Source organism: Microvirga arvi (assembly GCF_016892765.1).
Taxonomy (GTDB): domain Bacteria; phylum Pseudomonadota; class Alphaproteobacteria; order Rhizobiales; family Beijerinckiaceae; genus Microvirga; species Microvirga arvi.
Genome location: NZ_JAFEMD010000009.1, coordinates 77660 through 100287, shown reverse-complemented (window position 1 = coordinate 100287; position 22628 = coordinate 77660). Strand labels below are relative to the sequence as shown.

Below are 22628 nucleotides of genomic sequence, written 5' to 3'. Positions count from 1 at the left end.
CGTGCAGCGTCTGGCCAGGAACAAGCTTCTCGCCTTCGCGGTTGTTCTGGTGGCGATTCAGATCATCCTTGCGCTCGGCGCGCCGTTGTTCGCCCCTTACGATCCCATGGCACAGAGCGTAGCGCGGCGCCTACGGGCGCCGACCGAGCTGAACTGGTTCGGCACCGATCAGCTGGGGCGCGATGTGCTGACACGGATCCTTTACGGCTATCGCACCTCGCTCATCGCCTGCCTGCTCGCCGTCGCAATCGCGCTCTTTGCCGGAGGCGCACTCGGGCTTGTGGCCGCCTATTACCGCGGTTGGCTCGACCGCATCATCATGCGCATCATGGATGTGCTCTTCGCCTTCCCGGTGATGCTTCTCGCCATCGGCATCATCGCAGTGCTGGGGCCTCATACCTACAGCGCAGCCGCTGCCATTGCGGTAGTCTACACGCCGATTTTCGCAAGGCTCCTGCGCGGTCCTGCATTGGTACTCTGCGAGAGCGAATACGTGGCCGGCGCGCGGGCCATCGGTGCATCGGATGCGCGCATCATCTTCCTGCACATCCTGCCCAATCTCGCCTCGGTCATCCTGGTCCAGACGAGCCTTCTGCTGTCAGCCGCAATCCTGGTCGAGGCCTCGCTCTCCTTCCTTGGGCTCGGCACCCAGCCGCCGACGCCGTCCCTCGGCTTGATGCTGTCCGAGGGGCGCAACTTTCTCATGCTCTCGCCCTGGAGCGCCATCTTCGCGGGCTTTGCCATCCTCTTCCTGTCTTTCGGCTTCAATCTCTTGGGAGACGCTCTGCGCGACACCCTCGATCCGCGCCTGAGGGGGCAGCCGTGATCGTGCGGGCCGCCGGGACGGATGACATCCCAGCCCTGGCCGCCATTGCAGAACGATCCTACCGCGCTGCCTTTGCATGCATTCTGGAAGAGCCTGCGCTCCAGGACCGGAATGCTTCGTTCTTTGCCGAACGCTTCGCCTCGTCATGGGAGCACATGCTGGTCGCCGTCTCACATGAAAAGCCTGCCGGCTTCCTGCTCATGACCGACGGGCACATCGACATGCTCTTCATGGATCCCGCTGCCAGCGGCAGGGGCGGTGGCGAACGTCTGCTGAAGGAAGCAGAGGTGCGAGGAGCCCGAACGCTCGAATGCTTCCGCGACAATCATGGTGCCCGCCGCTTCTACGAGCGCCATGGCTGGCGTGTCGAGCGGGAATATGATCGGGAATTTGCCGGCAGGAGCCGCAGCTTCGTCCTCTACGCAAAAGGCTGAGGCATCGGAGATTCAGTGCCTCCGCTGGTCAATGTGCACCACGTCCTATTGAGCGGAGCCACCCTGATCAGTCGCTGCTTCCAGAAATCCAGGTCTGTCGCACATTCAAGGCCTCGTCGAGGAGAACGAGGTCTGCGCGATAGCCCGGTGCAAGGCGCCCGAGCTCATGATCGAGCCGGAGGAAGCTTGCCGGCACGAGGGACGCCATCCGCAGCACATCCGGCAGGGCAAGACCTAGGCGCTGGACGCTGTTGCGCACGGCGCTCGCCATGTCGAGATCGGAACCGGCGAGCGTCCCGTCCTCCGTGGTGAGCCGGCCATCCTTGCGGTAGATCGTCCGGCCATGAAGGTCGAAGCTCGCGAGATCCGTGCCCGTGACCGACATGGCATCAGTCACGAGCATCATCCGCTCCGTGCCCTTGGCGGCAATCGCGACCCGCAGAGCGGCATCGCTGACATGATGCCCATCCACGATGAGGCCGCACCATGTATCCCTGCTGTCGAGGGCTGCGCCTACAGGGCCCGGATCGCGGCCGGCCAGCGGCGGCATGGCGTTGTAAAGATGCGTGAATCCGCGCAGGCCGTGGCGCGTGGCTTCCATGACGGTGGCGTAATCGCTGGCCGTGTGACCTGCACAGATCAGCACGCCTGCGGAAGCAAGCCGCGCGATGGACGCCATGCTGTTGCGCTCAGGCGCCAGCGTCACCAGAGTGCGGCCCTCCCGCAAGGAGGTCATGATGGCGATGTCCTCCTCCTCCATCGGGCGCATAAAAGCAGGATTGTGCACACCCTTGCGCTCGGGGCTGATGAAGGGGCCTTCGAGATGGATGCCGAGAACGCCGGGGACGCGTGCTTCCAGGGCTCCCCGCATGGCCTCGACCGCCTCCGCCATCGTCTCACGGGTATCCGTGATGAAGGTCGGCAAGAGACCGGTGGTGCCATAGGCGCGGTGCGCGTTCGCGATGGTCCTGATGCCATCGACGCTGCGCACGTCGTTGTAGAGGACGCCGCCGCCGCCATTGACTTGGACGTCGATGAAGCCGGGAGCCAGCAGGCCGTCCACCTCGCGGCGTTCGATGCCGGTTCCGAGGTTCTCCACGTGGGGGACGTCGAGGATGCGGCCGCTCTCGATCACGACGGCACGGCCATCGAGCATGTGGGACCCGTCGAAGATGCGGGCTCCGGTGAGAGCAATGGCCATCAGACGGTCTCCGTCACCTTGCGCAGGCGCGGGGGATTGTCGGGGTTGCGGCCGCGGGACAGGGCAATGGCGTTCACGAGGGGGTAGAAGCTCTGGATGAGCGCGATCGGCGCGAGATAGGGATGCACATCCTCGACGGGCGGCAGCATGACGGTGGCGGGGCCTTCCGCCGCGCCGGCGACGACGACGGGAACGCCCTGCTCGTTCAGCTTCGTCACGAGATCATTGACGCCGCTCAGAGTCTCGTCCCGCTGGCTCAGAACCATGATCGGGAAGTGATCGCCGGCCAATGTCCAGGGGCCATGCATCAACTCAGCGGCGCTCATCGCCTCCGCATGAACGCCGGATGTCTCCTTGAGCTTGAGTGCGGCCTCTTGTGCGACAGCAAAGCCCACGCCGCGCCCGACGACGAAGAGATTGTTCGCGTCCGACAGGAGCGGCAGCGCGGACGACCAATCGGCGGCGGACGCCTTCGCGAGAACATCCGGCAGAGTGTCGAGCGCATTCAGCAGCTCCTGGTCCTGCGACCAATGGGCGACGAGCTGCAATCCGGCAGCGAGCGCCGCAATGAAGGATTTCGTGGCAGCTACGCTCTTTTCCGGACCCGCATGGAGCGGCAGCACGACCTCGCAGGTGGAGGCAAGCGGCGAGGAGGTGTCGTTCACCAGCGCGACCGTGAGTGCACCGTCATCGCGACCGGCCTGCGCAAGGTTGAGGATGTCCGGGCTGCGGCCCGATTGCGACACCGCGAGGAAGAGCGCATCACGCATGCGTGGGCGCGCCTCATAGACGGAGGTCACCGAGGGGCCGACTGACGCCGTCACGAGGCCTGAATGGATTTCGAGCAGATACTTGACGAAGGTTGCCGCATTGTCGGAGCTGCCTCGCGCGCAGGTCACGGCGAAGGGCGGGGGAGAGGCACGCAGCCGCTCGCCCAGGTCGCGGCAGAGAGGCGCATTGCTTTCGAGCAGATGCGCGACAACCTGCGGCGCCTCCTGCGCCTCTCGCAGCATGGCCGTGATGGTGGAAACAGCGCTATTGTTTTCAGACGTCATTATTCTGCATCCGGTCGGGCGGGCTGATGGTCAGCTCGGCCACGAAATCATAGGCATCGCCCCGATAATAGGACGAGGTGAACTCGACCACTTCGCCCGTTGCGGTGAACGAGCGGCGCTCGATGTAGAGCGCGGGGCTCTGAGGCGGAACGCCGAGGAGGGACGCCTGTTCCTCGGTGAGAAGCACCGCATGCAGCCGCTGGAGGGCTCGGGTCGGCATGAACCCCTTCTCGTGCAGGACGGCATACAGGGACTGCTTGACCAGGGATGGATCAGGCAGAACGCGTGACGGAACGACGGCGTTTTCGATCGCCATGGGAATTCCGTTCGCCAGACGCAGGCGGTTGACCCGGCTTACAAGATCGCCCGGTGAGAGACCAAGCGCCATGAGCTCATCCGTCGAGGCTTGGCCAATCGACTGGCTCAGCATCACGGCCGAGGATTTCAGGCCGCGCGCCGACATGTCGTCGGTGAAGCTCGACAGGCGGGAGAGGGGCTGCTCCAGCCGCATCTGCGGCGCGATGAAGGTGCCCGAACCCCAGCGTTGGACGAGCACGCCCTTCTGCACCAAGCCCGTAATGGCCTTGCGCACGGTCACGCGCGAAATGCCAAGCTGCTTGGCGAGGTCCCGCTCTCCAGGAAGCGCCGCATCCGCCTTGAGCGCGCCGTTACGCACCGCCTCCTCGATGGATTGCTGCAGCTGGAGATAGAGAGGCGTGGGATTGGCCTCGTTGAGGGGAAGAAGCGCCAGTGCCTCGCCGGAGAGCTGATTCATCAGGGCCTCCCCGCCATGGACGTGCGGGCAAGCAGGATGGCGCCATCCAGGGCATCGGCTATCGGAGCGGTAATGGTCCGCTGCACAGGCGGCGGGAGCCAGGGACGCAGGGGCTCGGCAAGGCCCCCGAAAAGACAGATTGCCGGAGCGCCGAGATCGAGGAGACGGGTGGCGATCCTGCCTAACCCGGTGGCGGCTTCCGCAACGATGTCGATGCCGAGCGGATCGCGCCGCTCGGCATAGTCCAGGACGAGCGGCGCATAGCGCCCGTAATCGCTCGGCCGGGCCTTGCCGACCCAATCGACCAGAACCTCGAGATCGTTCTTGAACTCGGCCAGCACCGCATCGGAGAGCGGGGTTGCAGGCGCACGTCCGTCATGAGCCCAGACGCAGCGGCGCAGGAGTTCCCGCCCGATCACGGCTCCGCTGCCCTCATCGGAAATCTCGTAGCCCCAGCCGCCGACGTAATGGCATTGCCCGCTCACGCCGCCATAGCCGCAAGAGCCCGTACCGACGATGAGAATCGCCCCGTCACCTCCGTTGAAGGCGCCAAGCCAGGCGGTGTGGGCATCCGTTTCGATCTCGAAGGAAGCGAAAGGATGCGAACGGGTCAAGAGGCGCTCGACGGCGCTTGTCTGGCCCGCGCCGGCGGCTCCCATGCCGGCGTGTATGCGACCGAGATCGCCCTTGTGAAGCCCTGCCTGGGACAAGGCTTCGTGGCAGGCCGACAGAATCGAGGTCCAGACCAGTTCGGGGTCGAGACGGATGTTGGATGGGCCACCCGTTCCTTCCCCCAGCAAGTCTCCTTGCGCATTGCGCAGCCGGGCCCGGCATTTGGTGCCGCCGCCATCGATGCCAAGGAACAGGAGGTCGGTCATGCGCGAGCGGATCTCGGGATCGAAAGAGTGGACGGGCACAATGCCACTTAATATCCAGTTCGGGAAGAGGCGCCAGTGGCAATACCCAACAGCTTTGGGAATCAAGCTCATGGATGCTGCATCGTGTAAGTGTACGAGAGGCTCCTGCAGGGTCGCAGGACGCCGTCAAAGAAAAATTGTCTTTGAAGTCCCGCGATACCAGTATGAGGTCACTTGTCGGCAAGTCTTACTTCGGGAGCAATGGTTCAGACCGATCGTTCCGTGAATGAGGCTTTGTTCACGAATTCGACACGGCAGCGGCGATCCGCGGCGCAAGCGAGCTGTTGAGAATGGATGAGGGCGATCCCGAGGCAATGACCTTTCCGTCAGCAACGAAGACCATCTGATCCGCCACATCGGCTGCATCCTCCGGCGTGTGGATCGTCATCAGGATCGTGACCGGGCGCCTGCGCCTCATCTCGTCGACAAGCAGGATCATGTCACGGCGCAAGGTGGGATCGAGGCTGCTGAAGGGTTCGTCGAGCAGGATCAGCGGACGCCCTGATACAAGTGCACGGGCCAGCGCCACGCGCTGACGCTGACCTCCCGACATATCGCCGGGCTTGCGGGAGCCAAATCCCCTCAATCCAACAGCCTCCAGCGTCTCTTCGATGAGCATCGTCTCATCATCGGTCATGTGCAGCGAGGGGCGCAGGCCCAGGCCGATGTTCTGCGTGACGCTCAGGTGAGGAAACAGGTTGTGATCCTGGAAGACCATGGCGACAGGACGTTTGGCAGGCTCCAGCGGCAGAAGGTTCTGGCCGCCGAAGGTCAGCCGTCCGCTTTCCGGTGTCTCGAAGCCGGCGATCATATGGAGCAGGGTGGTCTTGCCGCCGCCGGAGGGGCCGATGACGGCGCAGAGGTTTCCTGACTTCACCGAAAGGGAATAATCCGCCACGAAATCGGGCCAGGTCAGGTGGCAGTTCTCAATCATCAGCATGGGACAGGCGACCTGAAACATGAGCCAGGAGAAAGGCGACGAGAACGATGACGAGTCCGATGGCCGAGGCCTCATCCAGCCGGTAGGCGCCGAGGCGCTCGTAGAGAAGATAGGGCAGGGTCACGAGTTCCGTGCCCCCGAAGAGGGCGATGATGCCGAAATCGCCGAACGACAGCGCCATGGACAAGGCAAGGCCTGCAGCAAGCGGGCGCTTGAGAGCGGGCCAGTCCATGATCGTCAGCTTCGCCCAGCCGGTGACGCCGAGAGAAGCCGCGACCCGGCCGTAGCGCTCCTCGACGTTGAGGAGATGGGGCGCGACATAGCGGTAAGCGAAGGGCAATGCAGCCAGCCCGTTGATGAGTGGCAGAAGGATGAATCCGGCGGACGAGGGATCACCGAAGCGCTGGAGCAGCAGGAAGAGGCCTGCCGTCAGTGCAAAAGGCGGAATGGCGAGGAGCGTATCGGGCAGGAAGTCGTAGACGGCTGCGATGCGTGGTGAGCGCAGAACGAGGCGCCGGCGGCGCGCCGCGGACGCGAGCGCGAGAGCGAGCAAGCAGGCGATGACGGCGGCGGCAGCCGCGATGATCATACTCGTGACAAAAGCCTGAAAAAGATCTTCGTCCAGGACATCGAGGATATTGCGCAAGCCTGTCAGGACGCTGAAGCCGAGCGGCGCGATGAAGAGCGCTCCAACCGTGAGCACGATCGTGTCGACGATTCTCAGGCGGCGGTCCTTCGCATCGGGACGGCGAACGAGGTTGCGGATCGTGTGGCCGACAGGTGGTCGCGTGAAGGCCCAGTGGAGAAGAGCCGTCATCGATAGGCAGATGACGAGCTGGATCAGGGCCAGCCACGCAACGCGGCCGAAATCGAGATCGATCTTGAGCGCTTCATAGATCGCCACTTCGAGGGTGGAACGGCTCGGGCCACCCCCGAGCGCGAGCACGATGGCGAAGCTTTTGAAGCACATGAGAAAGATGAGGCCCGAGATGCCGGGCAGTTCTGCACGCAGGACGGGCCAATCGAGGTGGCGGAAAACCTGCGTCGGCGTGAAGCCGAAGGCAGTGGCGAGGCGCCAATGCTCAGCCGGAATCTGGTTCAAGCCATCCAGCGAGAGCCGCGCCACGAAGGGGGCGTTCAGGAACACATGCGCGATGAGAATGCCGGGATAGCCGAAGATGCTGAACCGAGTCTCCCATCCGAAGAAGGCGAGCAATTCGGCGAGCCAGCCGCTTCGACCGTAGACGGCGAAGACCGCAAAGACGGCAACGATGGTCGGCATCACCATCGTCGTGCTCAAGGCTGCCAGAACGATGCTCCGGCCAGGGAAGACGCGCCGGACGAGAGCGAGCGCCAGACCGATACCGAGGGCAAGGGACAGGATCGTCGAAAGCGTCGCCTGGATGATCGAAAAGGCGAGCACCCTGCCGAGATAGGGGCCGATGGAGAAAAGCGTCGGCGTTCCTCCATCGAAGGTGGCAAGCGCGATGAAGCCGCCCGCGACCAGAGCCAGAATGGCAAAGGCCACAAGGCTTCCGGGATGGGGCAGCCTCAAGGTCAGCATGAGCGATCAGCGTGCCGTGGCGTTGAGCCAGGCATCGGTGAAGGCGCGGCGGTTCTGCTGCACCTCCTCAGGCGTGAAGAGAAGCGCCTCGCTCGGCTCGATCATGCCCTTGAGAGCCGCCGGCGTGCCGGAGGGCGGGTTCTTCGCCGGATACATCCAGTTGGTCTCAGGGATGGTGGATTGGAACGGTTCACTGAGAACAAAGGCCATGAAGGTCTTGGCTAGTTCCGGCTGCTTCGTCGTGCGGGTCATGCCGGCGAGCTCCACATGAAGGTAATGGCCTTCCGTGAAGGCGGCAGCCTTGTAGTTGTCCTTCTTCTCCGCGACGATGTGGTAGGCCGGAGACGTGGTGTAGGACATCACCATGTCAGCTTCGCCCTTCATGAAGAGGCCGTAGGCCTCCGACCAGCCCTTGGTGAAGGTGACGATGCGGGGCTTCAGCTTGCCCCAGGCCTCGCCAGACTTGTCGCCATAGATTTTCTGCATCCACAGCAGAAGGCCGAGGCCCGGCGCGCTGGTGCGGGGATCCTGCAGGACCACTTTCGGACCGTTCGGATTGTCGACGAGTTCCTTCAGGCTCTTCGGCGGATTGGGGAGCTTGTTGGCGTCGTAAACAAAGGCATAGTAGCCCCAGTCGAAGGGGACGAACGTGTCGTCCTTCCATTCGATGGGAAGCGAGAGATCCTTCACTTCGGTGCCGTGCGGGGCAAAAAGCTTGAGGGACTTCGCTTCGGCCACGAGGTTCATGTCGAGGCCGACGACAGCATCGGCCTTCGTGTTCTCGCCCTCCAGGCGCAGGCGCCCGAGCAGGCTGCCCGCATCCTCGGCGGTGACCCAGGTGAGCTCGCAGCCGCAGGTCGCCTCGAACCGCTCCTTGATGGTCTTGGCGGGGCCGTATTTCCCGGCAAACGAGCTGTAGGTGTAGACGGTGAGCGTCGGCTTGGTCTGAGCCTGGGCGAAGCCGGTGGCGAGCCCGAGCGAAACGAGAGTGAGAAGAAGGCGGCGTAACATCTTAAGGGCGCTCCCATGCAAGAGGCAGGCCGGACTGGCGGCGCAGATTGCACGGGGCATGGCTTTTATGGCGATGTCGCATGCTCATTCCCTCCGCCGGCATGACCCGGATCAGGTTCGACGGGTCGGCGGCCTGGCCGCCTCTCAGCCTCGTCAAGAGGCTCCCCGTGAGACGCTTTGCTTCTAGAACAGTTCAGAGGCGGCGACAAGCCGCCCCTGTCGACATCATTTCCGGGTGTCCTTGTCGTTGCCCATTGCCGCCCGGCGCAGAGCGTCCGCTAGAGCGCCGCCGGAGGAGGGCGCTTGTGCAGCGGGCTTCCGCTCCGCTTGGGCCTTATGCTTCTGGAAAGCCCCGCGGTTTTCTTCCTGCCGTCCCGAGCTGCGCTTCTCGGCCGGGTCGGTCATGCGCATGGTCAGCGAGATGCGCTTGCGGGGAATATCCACCTCAAGCACCTTCACCTTCACGATATCGCCGGGCTTCACGACAGTGCGCGGGTCCTTCACGAAGGTGTCGGCGAGCGCCGAGATGTGCACGAGCCCATCCTGGTGCACGCCGACATCCACGAAGGCGCCGAAGGCGGCCACGTTGGTGACGACGCCTTCCAGCATCATGCCGGGCTTCAGATCACCGATCTTCTCCACCCCCTCCATGAAGGTGGCGGTCTTGAACTCTGGGCGCGGATCGCGCCCCGGCTTCTCCAGCTCGCTCAGGATGTCCTTCACGGTCGGGACGCCGAATTTCTCGTCGGTGAAGCTTTGCGGGTTGAGCTTCTTCAACACCGCGCCGTTGCCGATCATTACCTTGATATCGCTCTTCGTGGCTTCGAGAATGCGGCGCACGACCGGATAGGCTTCCGGGTGGACGCCGGAGGCATCGAGCGGGTCGTCGCCGTTGGGGATGCGCAGGAACCCTGCGGCCAGCTCGAAGGTCTTCGGGCCAAGCCCTGAGACCTTGGTCAGCGCCTTGCGGGTCTTGAACGCGCCGTTGGCATCACGATGGGAGACGATGTTCTGCGCGACCCAGTCGCCGAGGCCCGAGACGCGGGCGAGCAGCGGAGCGGAAGCGGTGTTGAGATCGACTCCGACGGCGTTCACGCAATCCTCCACCACCGCGTCGAGGGAGCGGGAAAGCTTGTACTCGGCAAGATCGTGCTGGTACTGGCCGACGCCGATGGATTTCGGGTCGATCTTCACGAGTTCGGCCAGCGGATCCTGCAGGCGCCGGGCGATGGAGACGGCACCGCGCAGCGACACATCGAGATCCGGCAGTTCCTGGCTGGCAAAGGCCGATGCGGAATAGACGGAGGCACCCGCTTCCGAGACCATGATCTTGGTGAGCTTCAGGTCCGGATGCTTCGACACGAGTTCGGCGGCGAGCTTGTCGGTCTCGCGCGAGGCGGTGCCATTGCCGATGGCGATCAGCTCGACCCGGTGCACGCGGCAGAGCCGCGCCAGCGTGGCGATGGATTCATCCCATTGGCGTTTTGGTTCGTGCGGGTAAATGGTATCGGTGGCCACCACCTTTCCGGTCGCATCGACCACGGCCACCTTCACGCCGGTGCGGTAGCCGGGATCGAGACCGAGCGTCGGGCGGGCGCCAGCGGGAGCCGCCAGCAGCAGGTCGCGCAGGTTGCCGGCGAACACCTTCACCGCCTCATCCTCGGCGAGCTGCCAGAGCTTCATCTTCATATCGAGCTCGATGGAGAAGCGCAGCTTCGTCCGCCAGGCCCAGCGCACCGTATCGAGAAGCCACTTGTCGCCGCGGCGGCCCTGATCGGCAATGCCGAAGGCGAGCGCGACGCGGCCCTCGTAGCGGCTGACGTAGCCGGGATCGGCGCTGTCCTTGTCCTCTTCCATGCGCAGATCGAGGATCTCCTCCTTCTCACCCCGGAAGAGCGCGAGGATACGGTGGGAGGGCAGCTTCGGCAGCGGCTCGGCGAAATCGAAGTAATCGGCGAACTTGGCACCGTCCGTCTTCTTGCCGTCGCGCACCTTGGAGGCGAGGCTGCCACGCTCCCAATAAATCTCGCGCAGGGCACCGAGAAGTTCGGCGTTCTCTGCGAAACGCTCGACCAGAATGGAGCGCGCGCCTTCCAGTGCCGCCTCCGGCGTAGCAATCTCCTTTTCCAGACTTACGAAAGCAGCCGCAGCCTCTTTCGGCTCCCGGGTGGGCTCGCCCAGGAGCAGGTCGGCCAGCGGCTCAAGGCCGGCTTCCTTGGCAATCTGCGCCTTGGTGCGGCGCTTGGGCTTGTAGGGCAGGTAGAGGTCTTCCAGCCGCGCCTTGGTATCTGCGGTGTTGATCTGAAGAGCCAGCTCATCGGTGAGCTTGCCCTGCTCGCGGATGCTGTCGAGGATGGACTTGCGGCGGTCCTCCATCTCGCGCAGGTAGCGCAGACGCTCTTCGAGGGTGCGCAGCTGGGCATCGTCCAGGGTGCCGGTAACTTCCTTGCGGTAGCGCGCGATGAAGGGCACGGTCGAACCGCCGTCGAGCAGCCCGATGGCCGCCTTGACCTGCCACTCCTGAACATTCAGTTCGTCCGCGATGCGCTGACCTATGGATAGCATGAAAGTCTCCGAAAAAGCGTGAGGCGCGGCTTCTACGGTGCGGGCCATCGCGGGTCAACGGCCCGTCCACAGCACCGGGGTCGCAGCGCCTGAAGAGAAACGGTTTTTCGATGTTCCCTCTTGGCTCCGGAAGCCGAGGCGTATAGACCATCCGGCCCTTCACGGCCGTTTCCGAGGTCTCCATGCCCCCGTCCAACGATTTGTCCATCGGCATCGATTTCGGCACCAGCAACACGGTCGTGGCCATTGCAACCCCGGACGGGCGTGTCGAGGCCCTGACCTTTGAGCACGGAGGCGAGGGCCTCAAAGTCTATGTGACCGCCCTCTGCTTCTGGGACGAGCGGCACGGCAATGGTCTCCGAACCCAGGTCGAGGGTGGTCCCTGGGCCATCGACCAGTTCTTGGAGGGTCTCCATGCCCATCGGTTCATCCAGTCCTTCAAGACCTTTGCAGCGAGTTCGACCTTCAAGGAGACCCGCATCTTTCGGGAGCGCTACGGCTTCGAGGATCTCTTGAGCACCTTCCTGCGCACTCTCGTGCGCCATGGCGGCTCACGCCTGGATTGGGGCGCACGGAATGTGATTATCGGGCGGCCGGTCCGGTTCGCCGGCTACAATCCAGACGACGATCTCGCCATGCAGCGCTACCGGGCGGCCTTCGGCAGGCTTGGGGCGGAGCATGCCCGCTATGTCTACGAGCCGGTAGGAGCCGCCTTCTTCTATGCGCGGCAGCTCGATCACGATGCGACCGTGCTCGTGGCTGATTTCGGCGGAGGCACCAGCGACTTTTCCGTGATGCGCTTCTCCAAAGCAGGCGGAGTGCTGCGGGCCGAGCCCTTGGGCCATGCAGGCATCGGGATTGCCGGCGATGCCTTCGACTACCGGATTGTCGACCGGGTGGTCTCGCCCCGCCTCGGCAAGGGCGGTCACTACCGCTCCATGGGCAAGATCCTCTCGGTTCCCAACCACTACTACGCCAACTTCGCCCGCTGGAACCAGCTCGCACTGATGAAGGGCAGTGGCGATCTGAAAGAGCTGCGCGAACTCGTCCGCACCGCGCTGGAGCCCGAGCCGCTTGAACAGTTCATTGACATCATTGAATACGATCTAGGCTTTGACCTTTATCGTGCCGTGTCCTCAGCGAAGGTGGCACTCTCGAGCCAGGAGGAGACGGATTTCCGCTTCCAAGGTGGGAGCGTCGACATTCACGCCCGAATTGCCCGCGCCGATTTCGAGAGCTGGATTGACGAGGACGTCCGGAAGATCGCCGGCACGGTGGATGAGGCGCTCGCCAAAGCCGGCGTGAAGCCTGACGAGATCGAAAGGGTCTTCCTCACGGGCGGCACATCCTTCGTTCCCGCGATCCGCCGCCTGTTCGTGAACCGGTTCGGCGAAAGCCGCCTGACCTCCGCGGACCAGTTCGAATCCATTGCCTATGGCCTTGCTCTCATCGGGCAGACCGAGGAACCGGGCCGCTGGGCCGTGACAAACTAAAGGCGAAGCTTGGAATTTAATTGCGCTTGCCCGGGCCGCGGAAAGGGGTTTATTTCGCGCTGCAGCAAACGCGCTCTAAGCGAGAGCCTCCCATGTCCCTGATCAACCCCGACGTCACGCCTGAGAAGGACTTTCCCCTTCGCGACGATATCCGGCTCCTCGGGCGCCTGCTCGGCGATACGATTCGCGAGCAGGAAGGGGAGGCTGCTTTCGAAATCGTGGAGCGCATCCGCCAGACCTCGCTCCGCTTCCACCGTGACGAGGACGAGGCGGCACGCCAGGAGCTTGAAACCATCCTGAACAGCCTCTCGCGGGGCCGCACGAATCAGATCATCCGTGCCTACAGCTATTTCTCTCATCTGGCGAACCTCGCCGAGGACCAGCATCACGTCCGGCGCTCCCGTGCCCATGCCATGGCTGGCGCCCATGCAATAGCGGCTGCGGTTCCGCGGGAGGGGACGCTCGCCCGGGCGCTCAAGCTCGTGCGGGAAGCCGGCATCAGCCAGTCTGCCCTGCAGGCCTTCTTCTCGTCCGCCCTGGTCTGTCCCGTCCTGACGGCCCATCCGACCGAGGTGCGCCGCAAGAGCACCATCGATCGGGAGATGGAGATCTCGCAGATCCTGGCGCAGAGGGATCGTCAGAGCCTGACGCCGGAAGAGGAAACCGCCTGCCAGGAGAGCTTGCGTCGCGCAATCCTGACTCTCTGGCAGACCAGCATCCTGCGCCGCAACCGGCTGAAAGTGATCGATGAGGTGATGAACGGCCTCTCTTACTACGATTATACCTTCTTCAAGGAGCTGCCGCGGGTCTATGCCTCCCTGGAGGATCAGCTCGCAGCCATGGATCCTCTCTGGGAGACCATTGAACTTCCGCCTTTCCTGCGCATGGGCAGCTGGATCGGCGGCGACCGCGACGGCAATCCGTTCGTGACGGCGGACGCGCTGCGGCAGGCTCTTCTGTTGCAGAGCAAGCATGCACTCGGCTTCTACTTGGAGGAGCTGCATTGCCTCGGAGCCGAGCTGTCTCTCGATGCCCGCTATGTGAACGTATCGGAGCAGGTGCAGGAACTCGCCAAGGCCTCACCCGATTCATCGCCTCATCGTAAGGATGAACCCTATCGCCGCGCCATTACCGGCATCTATGCACGACTTGCCGCAACAGCCACCGCTTTCGGTCATGGCGATATCGCGCGCCATGCGGTGGGGCAGGCGCCAGCCTATGCCGGCGTCGAGGAGTTTGCCGGCGATCTGTCGATCCTGCACCGCTCGCTGCTGTCGAACGGATCAGGATCGCTCGCGCGAGGCCGCCTGCGAAAACTGCGCCGTGCCGTCGATGTCTTCGGCTTTCACCTGGCAAGCCTCGACATGCGTCAGAATTCCGATGTTCATCAGCGCGTCGTGGCGGAGCTGTTCGAAAAGGCCATGCCGGGCACGGGTTATGAGAACCTGTCGGAGGAACGGCGTGTCGGGCTGCTCCTGGAGGAGATCAGAACGCCGCGTCTGCTGACCTCGCCGTATCTGGAATACTCACCGGAGACCTCATCCGAACTCGCCATTGTGCACGAGGCGGCGGAGGCGCACCGCCGCTATGGCCGCGTGGCCGTGCCGAACTATGTGATCTCCAAGGCAAGCGACCCGTCTGATATTCTGGAAGTGGCACTGCTCCTCAAGGAAGCAGGCCTCCTCCGTCCGCGCGAAGGCGAGATGCATGTCAACATCATCCCGCTCTTCGAGACCATCGCGGATCTGCGCCATTGCAGCCATGTGATGGATGCGCTTTTCGCGCTGCCCGACTACATGCGCCTTCTGCGCAGCCGCGGCCAGGCACAGGAAGTGATGCTCGGCTATTCCGACAGCAACAAGGATGGCGGGTTCCTTACCTCCGGCTGGGAACTCTATAAGGCCGAGATCGAGCTGATCGATGTCTTCAAGCGCCACGGCGTTGCGCTTCGCCTCTTCCATGGTCGCGGCGGGTCTGTCGGACGCGGCGGCGGACCGAGCTATCAGGCCATCTTGGCGCAGCCGGGCGGCGCAGTGCAGGGCGCGATCCGCATCACGGAACAGGGCGAGGTCATCGCCGGCAAATACTCGAACCCCGACCTCGGGCGCCGCAACCTCGAAATCCTTGCGGCCGCAACCCTTGAAGCCTCCCTGCTGCATTCCGGCCAGCCCGCGCCCCGGGAGGAATATCTGCAGGCCATGGAAGAGCTCTCGAACAGCGCCTTCAAGGCTTACCGCGCGCTTGTCTACGAAACGGAAGGGTTCGAACGATACTTCTGGGAATCGACCGTGATCGGTGAGATCGCCAATCTGAATATCGGCAGCAGGCCGGCCTCGCGCTCGAATTCCCGTCGCATCGAGGATCTGCGCGCCATTCCATGGGTGTTCGGCTGGGCGCAGTGCCGCCTCATGCTTCCCGGCTGGTACGGCTTCGGCTCCGCCGTCAATGCCTGGCTCGAAAAGCGGCCGGATGCGGGTTTGGCGCTGCTGCAGGAGATGTACCGTGAGTGGCCCTTCTTTCAGGCGCTGCTCTCGAACATGGACATGGTGCTGGCCAAGAGCAACATCGCCATCGCCTCTCGCTATGCGAAGCTTGTCGAGGACGAGGCGCTGCGCAACGCCATCTTCCCGCGCCTGCGTCACGAATGGGAGGATTCGATCAGGCAACTGCTGGCCATCATGCAGCAGGAATCGCTGCTGGACGGCAATCCGCTTCTGGCTCGCTCCATCCGCAACCGTTTCCCCTATCTCGATCCACTGAACCATCTTCAGATCGAGTTGCTGAAGCGCCATCGGTCCGGCGATGCGGACGAGCAGGTCGTGCAGGGGATCCATCTGTCGATCAACGGCATCGCGGCTGGCCTGCGCAATAGCGGTTAGCAAACACAGTTTAGGAACTGCGCTCCGGCTATTCGGTTGAATCCGGAGGGATGAACCCTGAAGGGAGGCATCCCGAAGGCACCAACGATAGCTAAGGAGCGCGCCATGTCCCGCGGTGACAAGTCGGCCTATACGGACAAGCAGAAGCGGAAGGCCGAGCATATCGAGGAATCTTACGAGAAACACGGGCTTTCGGAGAAGGAGGCCGAGCGGCGGGCCTGGGCCACTGTCAACAAGCAGGAGGGCGGCGGCAAAAAAAGCGGCTCCGGCCGAAGCTGAAGGCTCTGCCGGCTCAGCTTGGGTAGTGCGTCCCGCGGCAAGCAGGTGTAAGAGGGGTCCCCTGATCCCTCACCAAGCTCTGCCATGGAGGAAGCCTTGCTCACGAGTTCTGCCGCCGGCGTCTACGTCATCTGCCCCACGCCCTTCGAGAGTGATGGGCGGGTGGACGTCGCCTCGACCGACCGGATGGTCGAGGCCTATCTGAAGGCCGGGGCCACCGGACTGACCATTCTCGGCATCATGGGCGAGGCGCCCAAGCTGGCAGCCGACGAGGCGCTGGCCTTCGCCCGTCAGGTCATTGCCACGGTGGCGGGGCGTGTTCCCGTCATCGTCGGCGTTTCGGCGGCGGGGTTTGCCGCCATGTCGGGCCTCTCCTCCAAGGTCATGGATGCAGGCGCGGCCGGCGTCATGATTGCTCCGCCGTCAACCCTCAAGACCGATGACCAGATCGTGTCTTACTACGCCGATGCGGTGGAAGCCATCGGCACGGATGTGCCGTGGGTGATCCAGGACTACCCGCTGACGACAAACGTTGTCATGACGCCAAAGGTGATCATGCGTATTATCGAGCAGAGCCCCTCCTGTGTCATGCTCAAGCATGAGGACTGGCCAGGCCTTGACAAGATCACGACCTTGCGCCGTGCGAGCGATGCCGGCCAAGTGCGTCGCGTCTCGTTCCTCTGCGGCAACGGTGGCATGTTCCTGCCCTTCGAGATGGAGCGCGGCGCCGACGGCGCCATGACCGGCTATGCCTATCCCGAGATGCTGGTCGGTGTGGTCAACCTCATCAACCAAGGCAAGCGGAAGGAAGCGCACGATCTCTTCGATCGCCACCTGCCGCTGGTGCGCTATGAGACGCAGCCCGGCGTGGGGCTGGCGGTGCGCAAGTACGTGCTCAAGCGGCGCGGCATTATCGCAACCGATACGCTGCGCAAGCCTGGGCCGAAGCTGAGCCCGGAGACGATTGCCGATATTGAATGGCTCATGGAGCGCATCGAGCGCTCGTAAGAACAGAGGAGTTCTTCAGGAATGAAAACAGGTTTGGAAGGAAAGCGCGCGCTCGTGCTGGGCGCGAGCAAGGGCTTAGGCTTCGGCATCGCTCAGGGGTTGGCGGAGGAGGGCGCCCGCGTCGCCATCGCCAGCCGCACAATGGAGGGCTCGAAGGCCGCTGCCGACAAGATCGGTCGGGACGTGCTTCCGCTCGTCTGCGATACCGGCAAGGTCGATCAGGTCGATACCTTGGTCAAGGATGTGACGGCAGCTTTCGGTGGCGTTGACATCCTCGTGCTCAACAGCGGCGGGCCGCCGCCCGGTAAGGCGCAGGGCGTGTCGTCTGATCAATGGCGCCAATCGTTCGACGCCATGTTCGTCAATCTCGTGCGGATCGCCGATCAGTTGCTGCCCGGGATGATCGAACGCAAGTTCGGCCGCATCATCTCGGTGATCTCGTCCGGCGTGATCCAGCCCATTCCGAACCTTGCCATCTCGAATGCCATCCGTCCCGCTCTCGTGGGCTGGGGCAAGACCCTGTCAAGCGAGGTGGCGTCCTCCGGAGTCACCGTGAACGCCATCGCGCCGGGGCGCATCGCCACGGACCGCCTGAAGCAGCTCGACGCCGCCAATGCCGAGCGCACTGGCCGCTCCGTCGAGGATGTGGCCGCAGCCGCTCGTGCCGGCATTCCGGCAGGCCGCTATGGCGAAATCGAGGAATTTGCGGCGGCTGCCGTGTTCCTCGCAAGCGAGAAGGCTTCCTTCATGACCGGCTCGATCCTGCGGGTCGATGGTGGGCAGATCTCGTCCGTGACCTGATCGGAAAGAGGGTGAGGCAAGACATTGCCTCACCCTTACCATCACGCGATGGCTCCGGCTCCATAGAGGGCAATCCCCGCGACCGATGTCGCGGCCAAAGTCGGCAGCATCCCGATCTTGAAACGGAACATCGCGACGATGGCTGTGGCCGACAGAATAAGCGCCCAGATGTTGAGGCTCGCCCACACGGGCGCATCGAAGCTGAGGATCCCCCATTCGATGGGATGCACCTCCTTGAAGATCGTGTGGATGCCGAACCAGATCGCGAGGTTCAGGATCACGCCCACGACCGCAGCTGTGATGGCGGACAAGGCCCCGCTCAGGGCGCGGTTGCCGCGCAGGATTTCGATGTAAGGCGCTCCTAAGAAGATCCAGAGGAAGCAAGGCGTGAAGGTTACCCATGTGGCGAGAAGACCGCCCATCGTCCCCGCCAGCAGCGGATGGAGGCTCCCAGCATCCCGAAACGCTGCCATGAAGCCCACGAACTGCAGAACCATGATCAGCGGACCCGGCGTCGTCTCGGCCATGCCGAGTCCGTCGAGCATCTCGCCGGGCTGCAGCCAGCCATAGATCTCGACGGCCTGCTGCGCCACATAGGCCAGAACCGCGTAGGCGCCGCCGAAGGTCACCATCGCCATCTTGGAGAAGAAGACGGCGATCTGGCTGAAGACATTGCCGCCGCCGAGAAGCAGCAGGAGCGCGACGACCGGCACGAGCCAGAGCGCCAGCCATGCTGCGGCGATGCGAAGGCTTCGCCCCGCATTCGGTTTCGCATGAACCGGCAGATGCTCTCCCAGCAGGTTGTCACCGTCTCCATCCCGACTGCCATGCCCGCTGACCTCGAATTGCGGTCGGCCTGCCCGCCCTCCGAAGAAGCCGATCAGGCCGGCCGCAAGAATGATCAGCGGGAAGGGCGCGTCGAGAAAGAAGATCGCCACGAAGGCGGCTGCTGCGAGGCCGATCAGGATGCGGTTCTTGAGAGCACGCTTGCCGATCCGCATCACCGCCTCAAGCACGATGGCGAGCACGGCAGCCTTGAGACCGAAGAAGAGTGCCGAGACGAAGCCGACCTTGCCATAAAGAGCATAGATCCAGCTCAGGCCCATGATGGCGATGATGCCGGGCAAGATGAACAGGCCGCCTGCCATGATGCCGCCGAGGGTGCGGTGCATGAGCCAGCCCACGTAGGTGGCAAGCTGCTGGGCTTCCGGTCCCGGCAGCAGCATGCAGTAATTGAGTGCGTGGAGAAAGCGGCTTTCCGAGATCCAGCGCTTCTCCTCGACCAGGATGCGGTGCATGACGGCGATCTGGCCCGCGGGGCCGCCGAAGCTCAGGGCGGCGACGCGCAGCCAGACACGGAAAGCCTCGCCAAGAGAAACGCCATGGCCGGACGTGACCTGAGCGTTCCGATTTTCTGATGTCTGCAAGGTCTCGCCCCCATCAAGCTCCGGGCTTCTTCGAAGGCCAATTATGGGTTTCATCCGTGGCATCCCGGCACCAGCGGTAGAAGGCATCATAGAGCAGAAGCCCGGCTTCGAGCTGAGCGAGATCATCCGCATACATGCGGGACAGGCCGAGGGAGGCTGCGAGCAGTCCAGCTGCTTCGGGAGCGAGGTCGAGCCGCGCGGTGTCGGCGCCCCGGACAATCGCGGCAAGCTGCTTCAGAGGCTTGGTGGCAAGCCCGAACTCCTCGACCATCACATCGAAGGTGCAGAGTTCGCCGCGGTGGCTCCAGGAGACATTGTCACCCTCGATATCGAAGGGAGTTGCCGCAAAGCGCTCCGCCACAGCCTGAACCTCGGAGGTTGGGACGAACAGGAATACGGCATTGGGATCGACGAAGCGGCGGATCAGCCAAGGGCAGGCGATCCGGTCAATCTTCGGCCGTGAGCGTGTCACCCAGATTGTTCGTCCCTGCTCATCACGGGATGGGATTCTTGCAATCGGCACCGTGGGCAAATCGGCCTGGGCCCAGGCCAGAGTTCCGCCTTCAAGGGAATCGGCTGGTATCCCTGCATGGCGGAGCCAGGCAGCAACGCCGTGGCTGAGCTTCAATCCTTTCTGGCAGATCACGACAAGGGACTTGCCCGTGAACTCATGAGCCCAATCCGGCACCGTGGCGAACGGGCGTCTCATCGAGCCTGGAATGAGCCGGGGGTCGCTGTCGAAATCCTCGTCGGTGCGGACGTCGATGAGAATGGGGCACTTGGGCGTGCCGATAAGGCGAGCAAGCTTTTCAGCGGAGATGGTGTTGAATGACGACATGGTGCATCCGTAAAGGTTAGAGCGGATGCGATGCTTGGGCATGTCGCCTCGTGGGGAGATCGCGATCCCCATGCAGACAATCCAAATTCAGTCAGCCCATTTTGTCAAATCAATTTCGAAGACGATGGAATTGTCATCAGAAGTCCTGCTCGGATCCCCTCTCCAGCGTCTGAACGACCAAGCCATTCTCGATCAATGTGGTCCACACATCCTCGGCGGTGTCGGCAAAATTGACCAGTTCGCGGTCCTTCTCGCTGACCATTCCATGTTCGAGCAGGGTGTCGAACTTGATGACCGATTGCCAATAGGCCTTGTCGAAGAGAACGATGGGCAGGGCAGGGGCCTTGCCCGATTGGCGCAGGGTGAGGATCTCGAAGAGCTCGTCCAAGGTGCCGAAACCGCCGGGGAACACCACAAGGGCATTGGCCCGCATGGCCAGATGCATTTTACGCATTGCGAAGTAGTGGAAGCGGAAGGTCAGGCCCGGGGTCGAATAAGCATTGGGCTCCTCCTCGTGCGGCAGGGTAATGTTGAAGCCGATTGAGGGAGCGCCGACGTCGGATGCTCCCCGGTTGGCGGCTTCCATGATGCCGGGGCCGCCGCCCGTGGCGATGACATTGTCCCGGGTCCCACTGGTGACGGTCAGGGCGCCGCCGCGTTGTGAGGCAATGGCTCCGAAGGAACGGGCCTGCTCGTACCAGAAGGGGTGGCGGCCTGGTCCATTCTCTTGGGTGCGGGCGCTGCCGAACACGACGATGGTTGAGCGTACGCCCCAGGTTCGCAGGCTTTCCTCGGCCTTGGCGTATTCCAGCATGAACCGCACGCCCCGCATGGAATCGCCGAGCAGGAAGTCCTGATCCATCGCAGCCAGACGGTAGGAGGGTGACGCCATGCTGGCCACATTTGAACGCTTGCCGTCATCCATGGGGAAGGGCTCCTTTGACCCGGCCATGCACAAAGCACAGTTTCAATGCAGCGTTAATTCCCCATCGGACCGATTGGAAGCTCCTGAGGCCCGGATGGCGGGATGCCCACCGGTTCGGCAGGGCTGGGGGCTTCGCTGGGAGTCGTGGGCGGAACGCCTACAGGCTCCTGAGGGCTCGGGATGCCGGCGGGGCCTGGATCGGGATGCACGGGCTGGGGCGCCGGATTTGGGACATCGGGCTGCGGATTCGGGGATGGTGTATCGGACATTCCTGGCATCCTTTTCCTTCTCGTCACCGGCTGGCGCTTCCAAGAATCGTGATTGCGTAGCCACGGGCGGAACGGGGGACAAACTGGGTTTGTTCCGAGCTATGCCGGGAGGGCGCGGCTGAAATGAATTTTCCCTATAGCCCCTTGGATCCTGCTCGCTATATCAAGGGCGCAAAGGGAAAGAGGGCATGAAACGGCCCTCAACGAAAGCGAGCGCACGCCGATGGCCCACAGATCTGCAACGAACATGGCCCAACTTCTGCCCGCGGATGGATTTCAAGGGGCGCTAGTCGGGCGCGTTTGGCGTCCGGGCTTGGGGCCTTCAGTGGTCGTCGTGCGCGAGGATGGTCTCTTCGACATCTCATCGACATGCTCCACGGTCAGCGAACTCGCCGCCATGGACGATCCGGCGCGGACAGCGAAGACGGCACAGGGCGAGAGGATCGGATCGCTTGAGGACATTGCCGGCAACACACCACCTGACAGCCGGGATTCCTCGAAACCCTGGCTCCTGGCGCCCATCGATCTTCAAGTTATCAAGGCCGCCGGCGTCACCTTCGCCGTATCCATGCTGGAGCGGGTGATCGAGGAGCGCGCACGGGGCGATGCCAGCGCTGCGGCGGCGATCCGCGCTGAAGTGCTCCGGCTCGTCGGCGACGACCTGAGTCGCCTCAAGCCGGGCTCCGCAGAGGCCATGGCGCTGAAGGAGGTTCTCATGGCTCAAGGGGCCTGGAGCCAATATCTCGAGGTGGGCATCGGTCCCGATGCGGAAGTCTTCACCAAAGCGCCGACCCTGTCCGCTGTCGGCACCTTCATGGATGCCGGCCTGCATCCCAAGTCCACCTGGAACAATCCCGAGCCGGAAGTGGTGGTGATCGTCACCGCTGAAGGAAAGATCGTCGGCGCCACGCTGGGCAACGACGTGAACCTGCGCGATTTCGAAGGCCGCTCCGCCCTGCTGCTCTCGAAGGCCAAGGACAACAACGCATCCTGCTCCGTCGGTCCTTTCGTCCGGTTCTTCGACGAGACCTTTTCGCTTGACGATGTGCGCCAGACCACGGTGACGCTAACGGTGGAAGGCGAAGATAGCTTCAAGCTCGAAGGCTCGTCGTCGATCACGAAGATCAGCCGCGATCCCGAAGACCTGGTCGCGCAGACCGTCGGGACGCACCACCAATATCCCGATGGGTTCGCACTTTTCCTGGGAACAATGTTCGCGCCGACACAGGATCGGGGCGAGGCTGGCATGGGCTTCACGCACAAGCAGGGCGACATCGTCACCATCGCAGCCCCCAAGCTCGGAGCACTCGTCAATCGCATGAAGTCGAGTTCCGAATGCGAACCTTGGACCTTCGGCATCCGCGCGCTTATGTCCAACCTGGCCCAGCGGGGCCTCATCAACACCAGAATGGCAGGTTAAC

General features: G+C 63.3%; 19 protein-coding genes and 1 riboswitch. Of the genes, 8 read left to right on the top strand and 11 right to left on the bottom strand.

Annotated features, from left to right (window positions below):
• The first annotated feature begins 1 nt into the window (after nt 1).
• Both ILT44_RS07865 and ILT44_RS31410 read left to right on the top strand, forming a co-directional pair.
• Entirely contained in the window at nt 2-826 is an 825-nt protein-coding gene (locus ILT44_RS07865; RefSeq protein ID WP_204239026.1) for an ABC transporter permease, read from the top strand.
• Nucleotides 823-1260: a GNAT family N-acetyltransferase gene (locus tag ILT44_RS31410; protein ID WP_204239025.1), complete on the top strand. Its 438-nt coding sequence runs from the start codon at nt 823-825 to the stop codon at nt 1258-1260. The genes ILT44_RS07865 and ILT44_RS31410 overlap by 4 nt, the downstream gene beginning before the upstream one ends.
• Before the next feature lie 67 nt (nt 1261-1327).
• Here ILT44_RS31410 and nagA read toward each other — a convergent pair whose 3' ends face one another.
• The 8 genes from nagA to ILT44_RS07820 form a co-directional block, all read right to left on the bottom strand.
• On the bottom strand, nt 1328-2461 hold the full coding sequence (gene nagA, locus ILT44_RS07855) for an N-acetylglucosamine-6-phosphate deacetylase (protein WP_204239024.1): 1134 nt from the start codon (nt 2459-2461) through the stop codon (nt 1328-1330).
• On the bottom strand, nt 2461-3516 hold the full coding sequence (locus ILT44_RS07850; protein ID WP_204239023.1) for an SIS domain-containing protein: 1056 nt from the start codon (nt 3514-3516) through the stop codon (nt 2461-2463). Before ILT44_RS07850 ends, nagA begins: the two co-directional genes overlap by 1 nt.
• The gene (locus ILT44_RS07845) at nt 3506-4291 is read right to left on the bottom strand and encodes a GntR family transcriptional regulator (protein ID WP_204239022.1); all 786 of its coding nucleotides are present in this window, start codon (nt 4289-4291) and stop codon (nt 3506-3508) included. Before ILT44_RS07845 ends, ILT44_RS07850 begins: the two co-directional genes overlap by 11 nt.
• Nucleotides 4291-5280, bottom strand: coding sequence for a glucosamine kinase nucleotide-binding domain-containing protein (locus ILT44_RS07840; protein WP_204239021.1), 990 nt, complete (start codon nt 5278-5280; stop codon nt 4291-4293). The genes ILT44_RS07845 and ILT44_RS07840 overlap by 1 nt, the downstream gene beginning before the upstream one ends.
• 166 nt (nt 5281-5446) lie before the next feature.
• Nucleotides 5447-6148 carry a thiamine ABC transporter ATP-binding protein gene (locus ILT44_RS07835; RefSeq protein WP_204239020.1) on the bottom strand — a complete coding sequence of 234 codons (702 nt, stop codon included), beginning with the start codon at nt 6146-6148 and terminating at the stop codon, nt 5447-5449.
• Nucleotides 6135-7712 carry an ABC transporter permease subunit gene (locus ILT44_RS07830; RefSeq protein WP_204239019.1) on the bottom strand — a complete coding sequence of 526 codons (1578 nt, stop codon included), beginning with the start codon at nt 7710-7712 and terminating at the stop codon, nt 6135-6137. The genes ILT44_RS07835 and ILT44_RS07830 overlap by 14 nt, the downstream gene beginning before the upstream one ends.
• A gap of 6 nt (nt 7713-7718) precedes the next feature.
• Nucleotides 7719-8723, bottom strand: a complete 1005-nt coding sequence (gene thiB / locus ILT44_RS07825; RefSeq protein ID WP_204239018.1) for a thiamine ABC transporter substrate binding subunit — start codon at nt 8721-8723, stop codon at nt 7719-7721.
• Between the two features lie 70 nt (nt 8724-8793).
• Nucleotides 8794-8901, bottom strand: a riboswitch (TPP riboswitch).
• 47 nt (nt 8902-8948) lie between these two features.
• Entirely contained in the window at nt 8949-11288 is a 2340-nt protein-coding gene (locus ILT44_RS07820; RefSeq protein ID WP_204239017.1) for a Tex family protein, read from the bottom strand.
• Between the two features lie 182 nt (nt 11289-11470).
• On the opposite strand from ILT44_RS07820, the gene ILT44_RS07815 reads away from it, so the two are divergent.
• From ILT44_RS07815 to ILT44_RS07795, 5 genes are all read left to right on the top strand, one after another.
• Nucleotides 11471-12781 carry an Hsp70 family protein gene (locus tag ILT44_RS07815; protein ID WP_204239016.1) on the top strand — a complete coding sequence of 437 codons (1311 nt, stop codon included), beginning with the start codon at nt 11471-11473 and terminating at the stop codon, nt 12779-12781.
• 92 nt (nt 12782-12873) lie between these two features.
• The gene (gene ppc, locus ILT44_RS07810) at nt 12874-15660 is read left to right on the top strand and encodes a phosphoenolpyruvate carboxylase (protein ID WP_204239015.1); all 2787 of its coding nucleotides are present in this window, start codon (nt 12874-12876) and stop codon (nt 15658-15660) included.
• 105 nt (nt 15661-15765) lie between these two features.
• Nucleotides 15766-15939: a hypothetical protein gene (locus ILT44_RS07805; RefSeq protein ID WP_204239014.1), complete on the top strand. Its 174-nt coding sequence runs from the start codon at nt 15766-15768 to the stop codon at nt 15937-15939.
• A 96-nt stretch (nt 15940-16035) separates the two neighbouring features.
• Nucleotides 16036-16947, top strand: coding sequence for a dihydrodipicolinate synthase family protein (locus tag ILT44_RS07800; protein ID WP_204239013.1), 912 nt, complete (start codon nt 16036-16038; stop codon nt 16945-16947).
• Nucleotides 16948-16968: 21 nt separating this feature from the next.
• A complete protein-coding gene (locus tag ILT44_RS07795; RefSeq protein ID WP_204239012.1) occupies nt 16969-17748 on the top strand; it encodes an SDR family oxidoreductase in 780 nt (259 codons plus the stop codon).
• Nucleotides 17749-17789: 41 nt separating this feature from the next.
• Here ILT44_RS07795 and chrA read toward each other — a convergent pair whose 3' ends face one another.
• The 3 genes from chrA to ILT44_RS07780 form a co-directional block, all read right to left on the bottom strand.
• Nucleotides 17790-19229 carry a chromate efflux transporter gene (chrA, locus tag ILT44_RS07790; protein ID WP_204239011.1) on the bottom strand — a complete coding sequence of 480 codons (1440 nt, stop codon included), beginning with the start codon at nt 19227-19229 and terminating at the stop codon, nt 17790-17792.
• The gene (locus ILT44_RS07785) at nt 19189-20013 is read right to left on the bottom strand and encodes a chromate resistance protein ChrB domain-containing protein (RefSeq protein WP_239467997.1); all 825 of its coding nucleotides are present in this window, start codon (nt 20011-20013) and stop codon (nt 19189-19191) included. Before ILT44_RS07785 ends, chrA begins: the two co-directional genes overlap by 41 nt.
• Before the next feature lie 136 nt (nt 20014-20149).
• On the bottom strand, nt 20150-20938 hold the full coding sequence (locus ILT44_RS07780) for an LOG family protein (RefSeq protein WP_204239010.1): 789 nt from the start codon (nt 20936-20938) through the stop codon (nt 20150-20152).
• A gap of 492 nt (nt 20939-21430) precedes the next feature.
• Here ILT44_RS07780 and ILT44_RS07775 point away from each other — a divergent pair, with 492 nt between their 5' ends.
• Entirely contained in the window at nt 21431-22627 is a 1197-nt protein-coding gene (locus ILT44_RS07775; RefSeq protein WP_204239009.1) for a fumarylacetoacetate hydrolase family protein, read from the top strand.
• The last annotated feature ends 1 nt before the right edge of the window (nt 22628 follow it).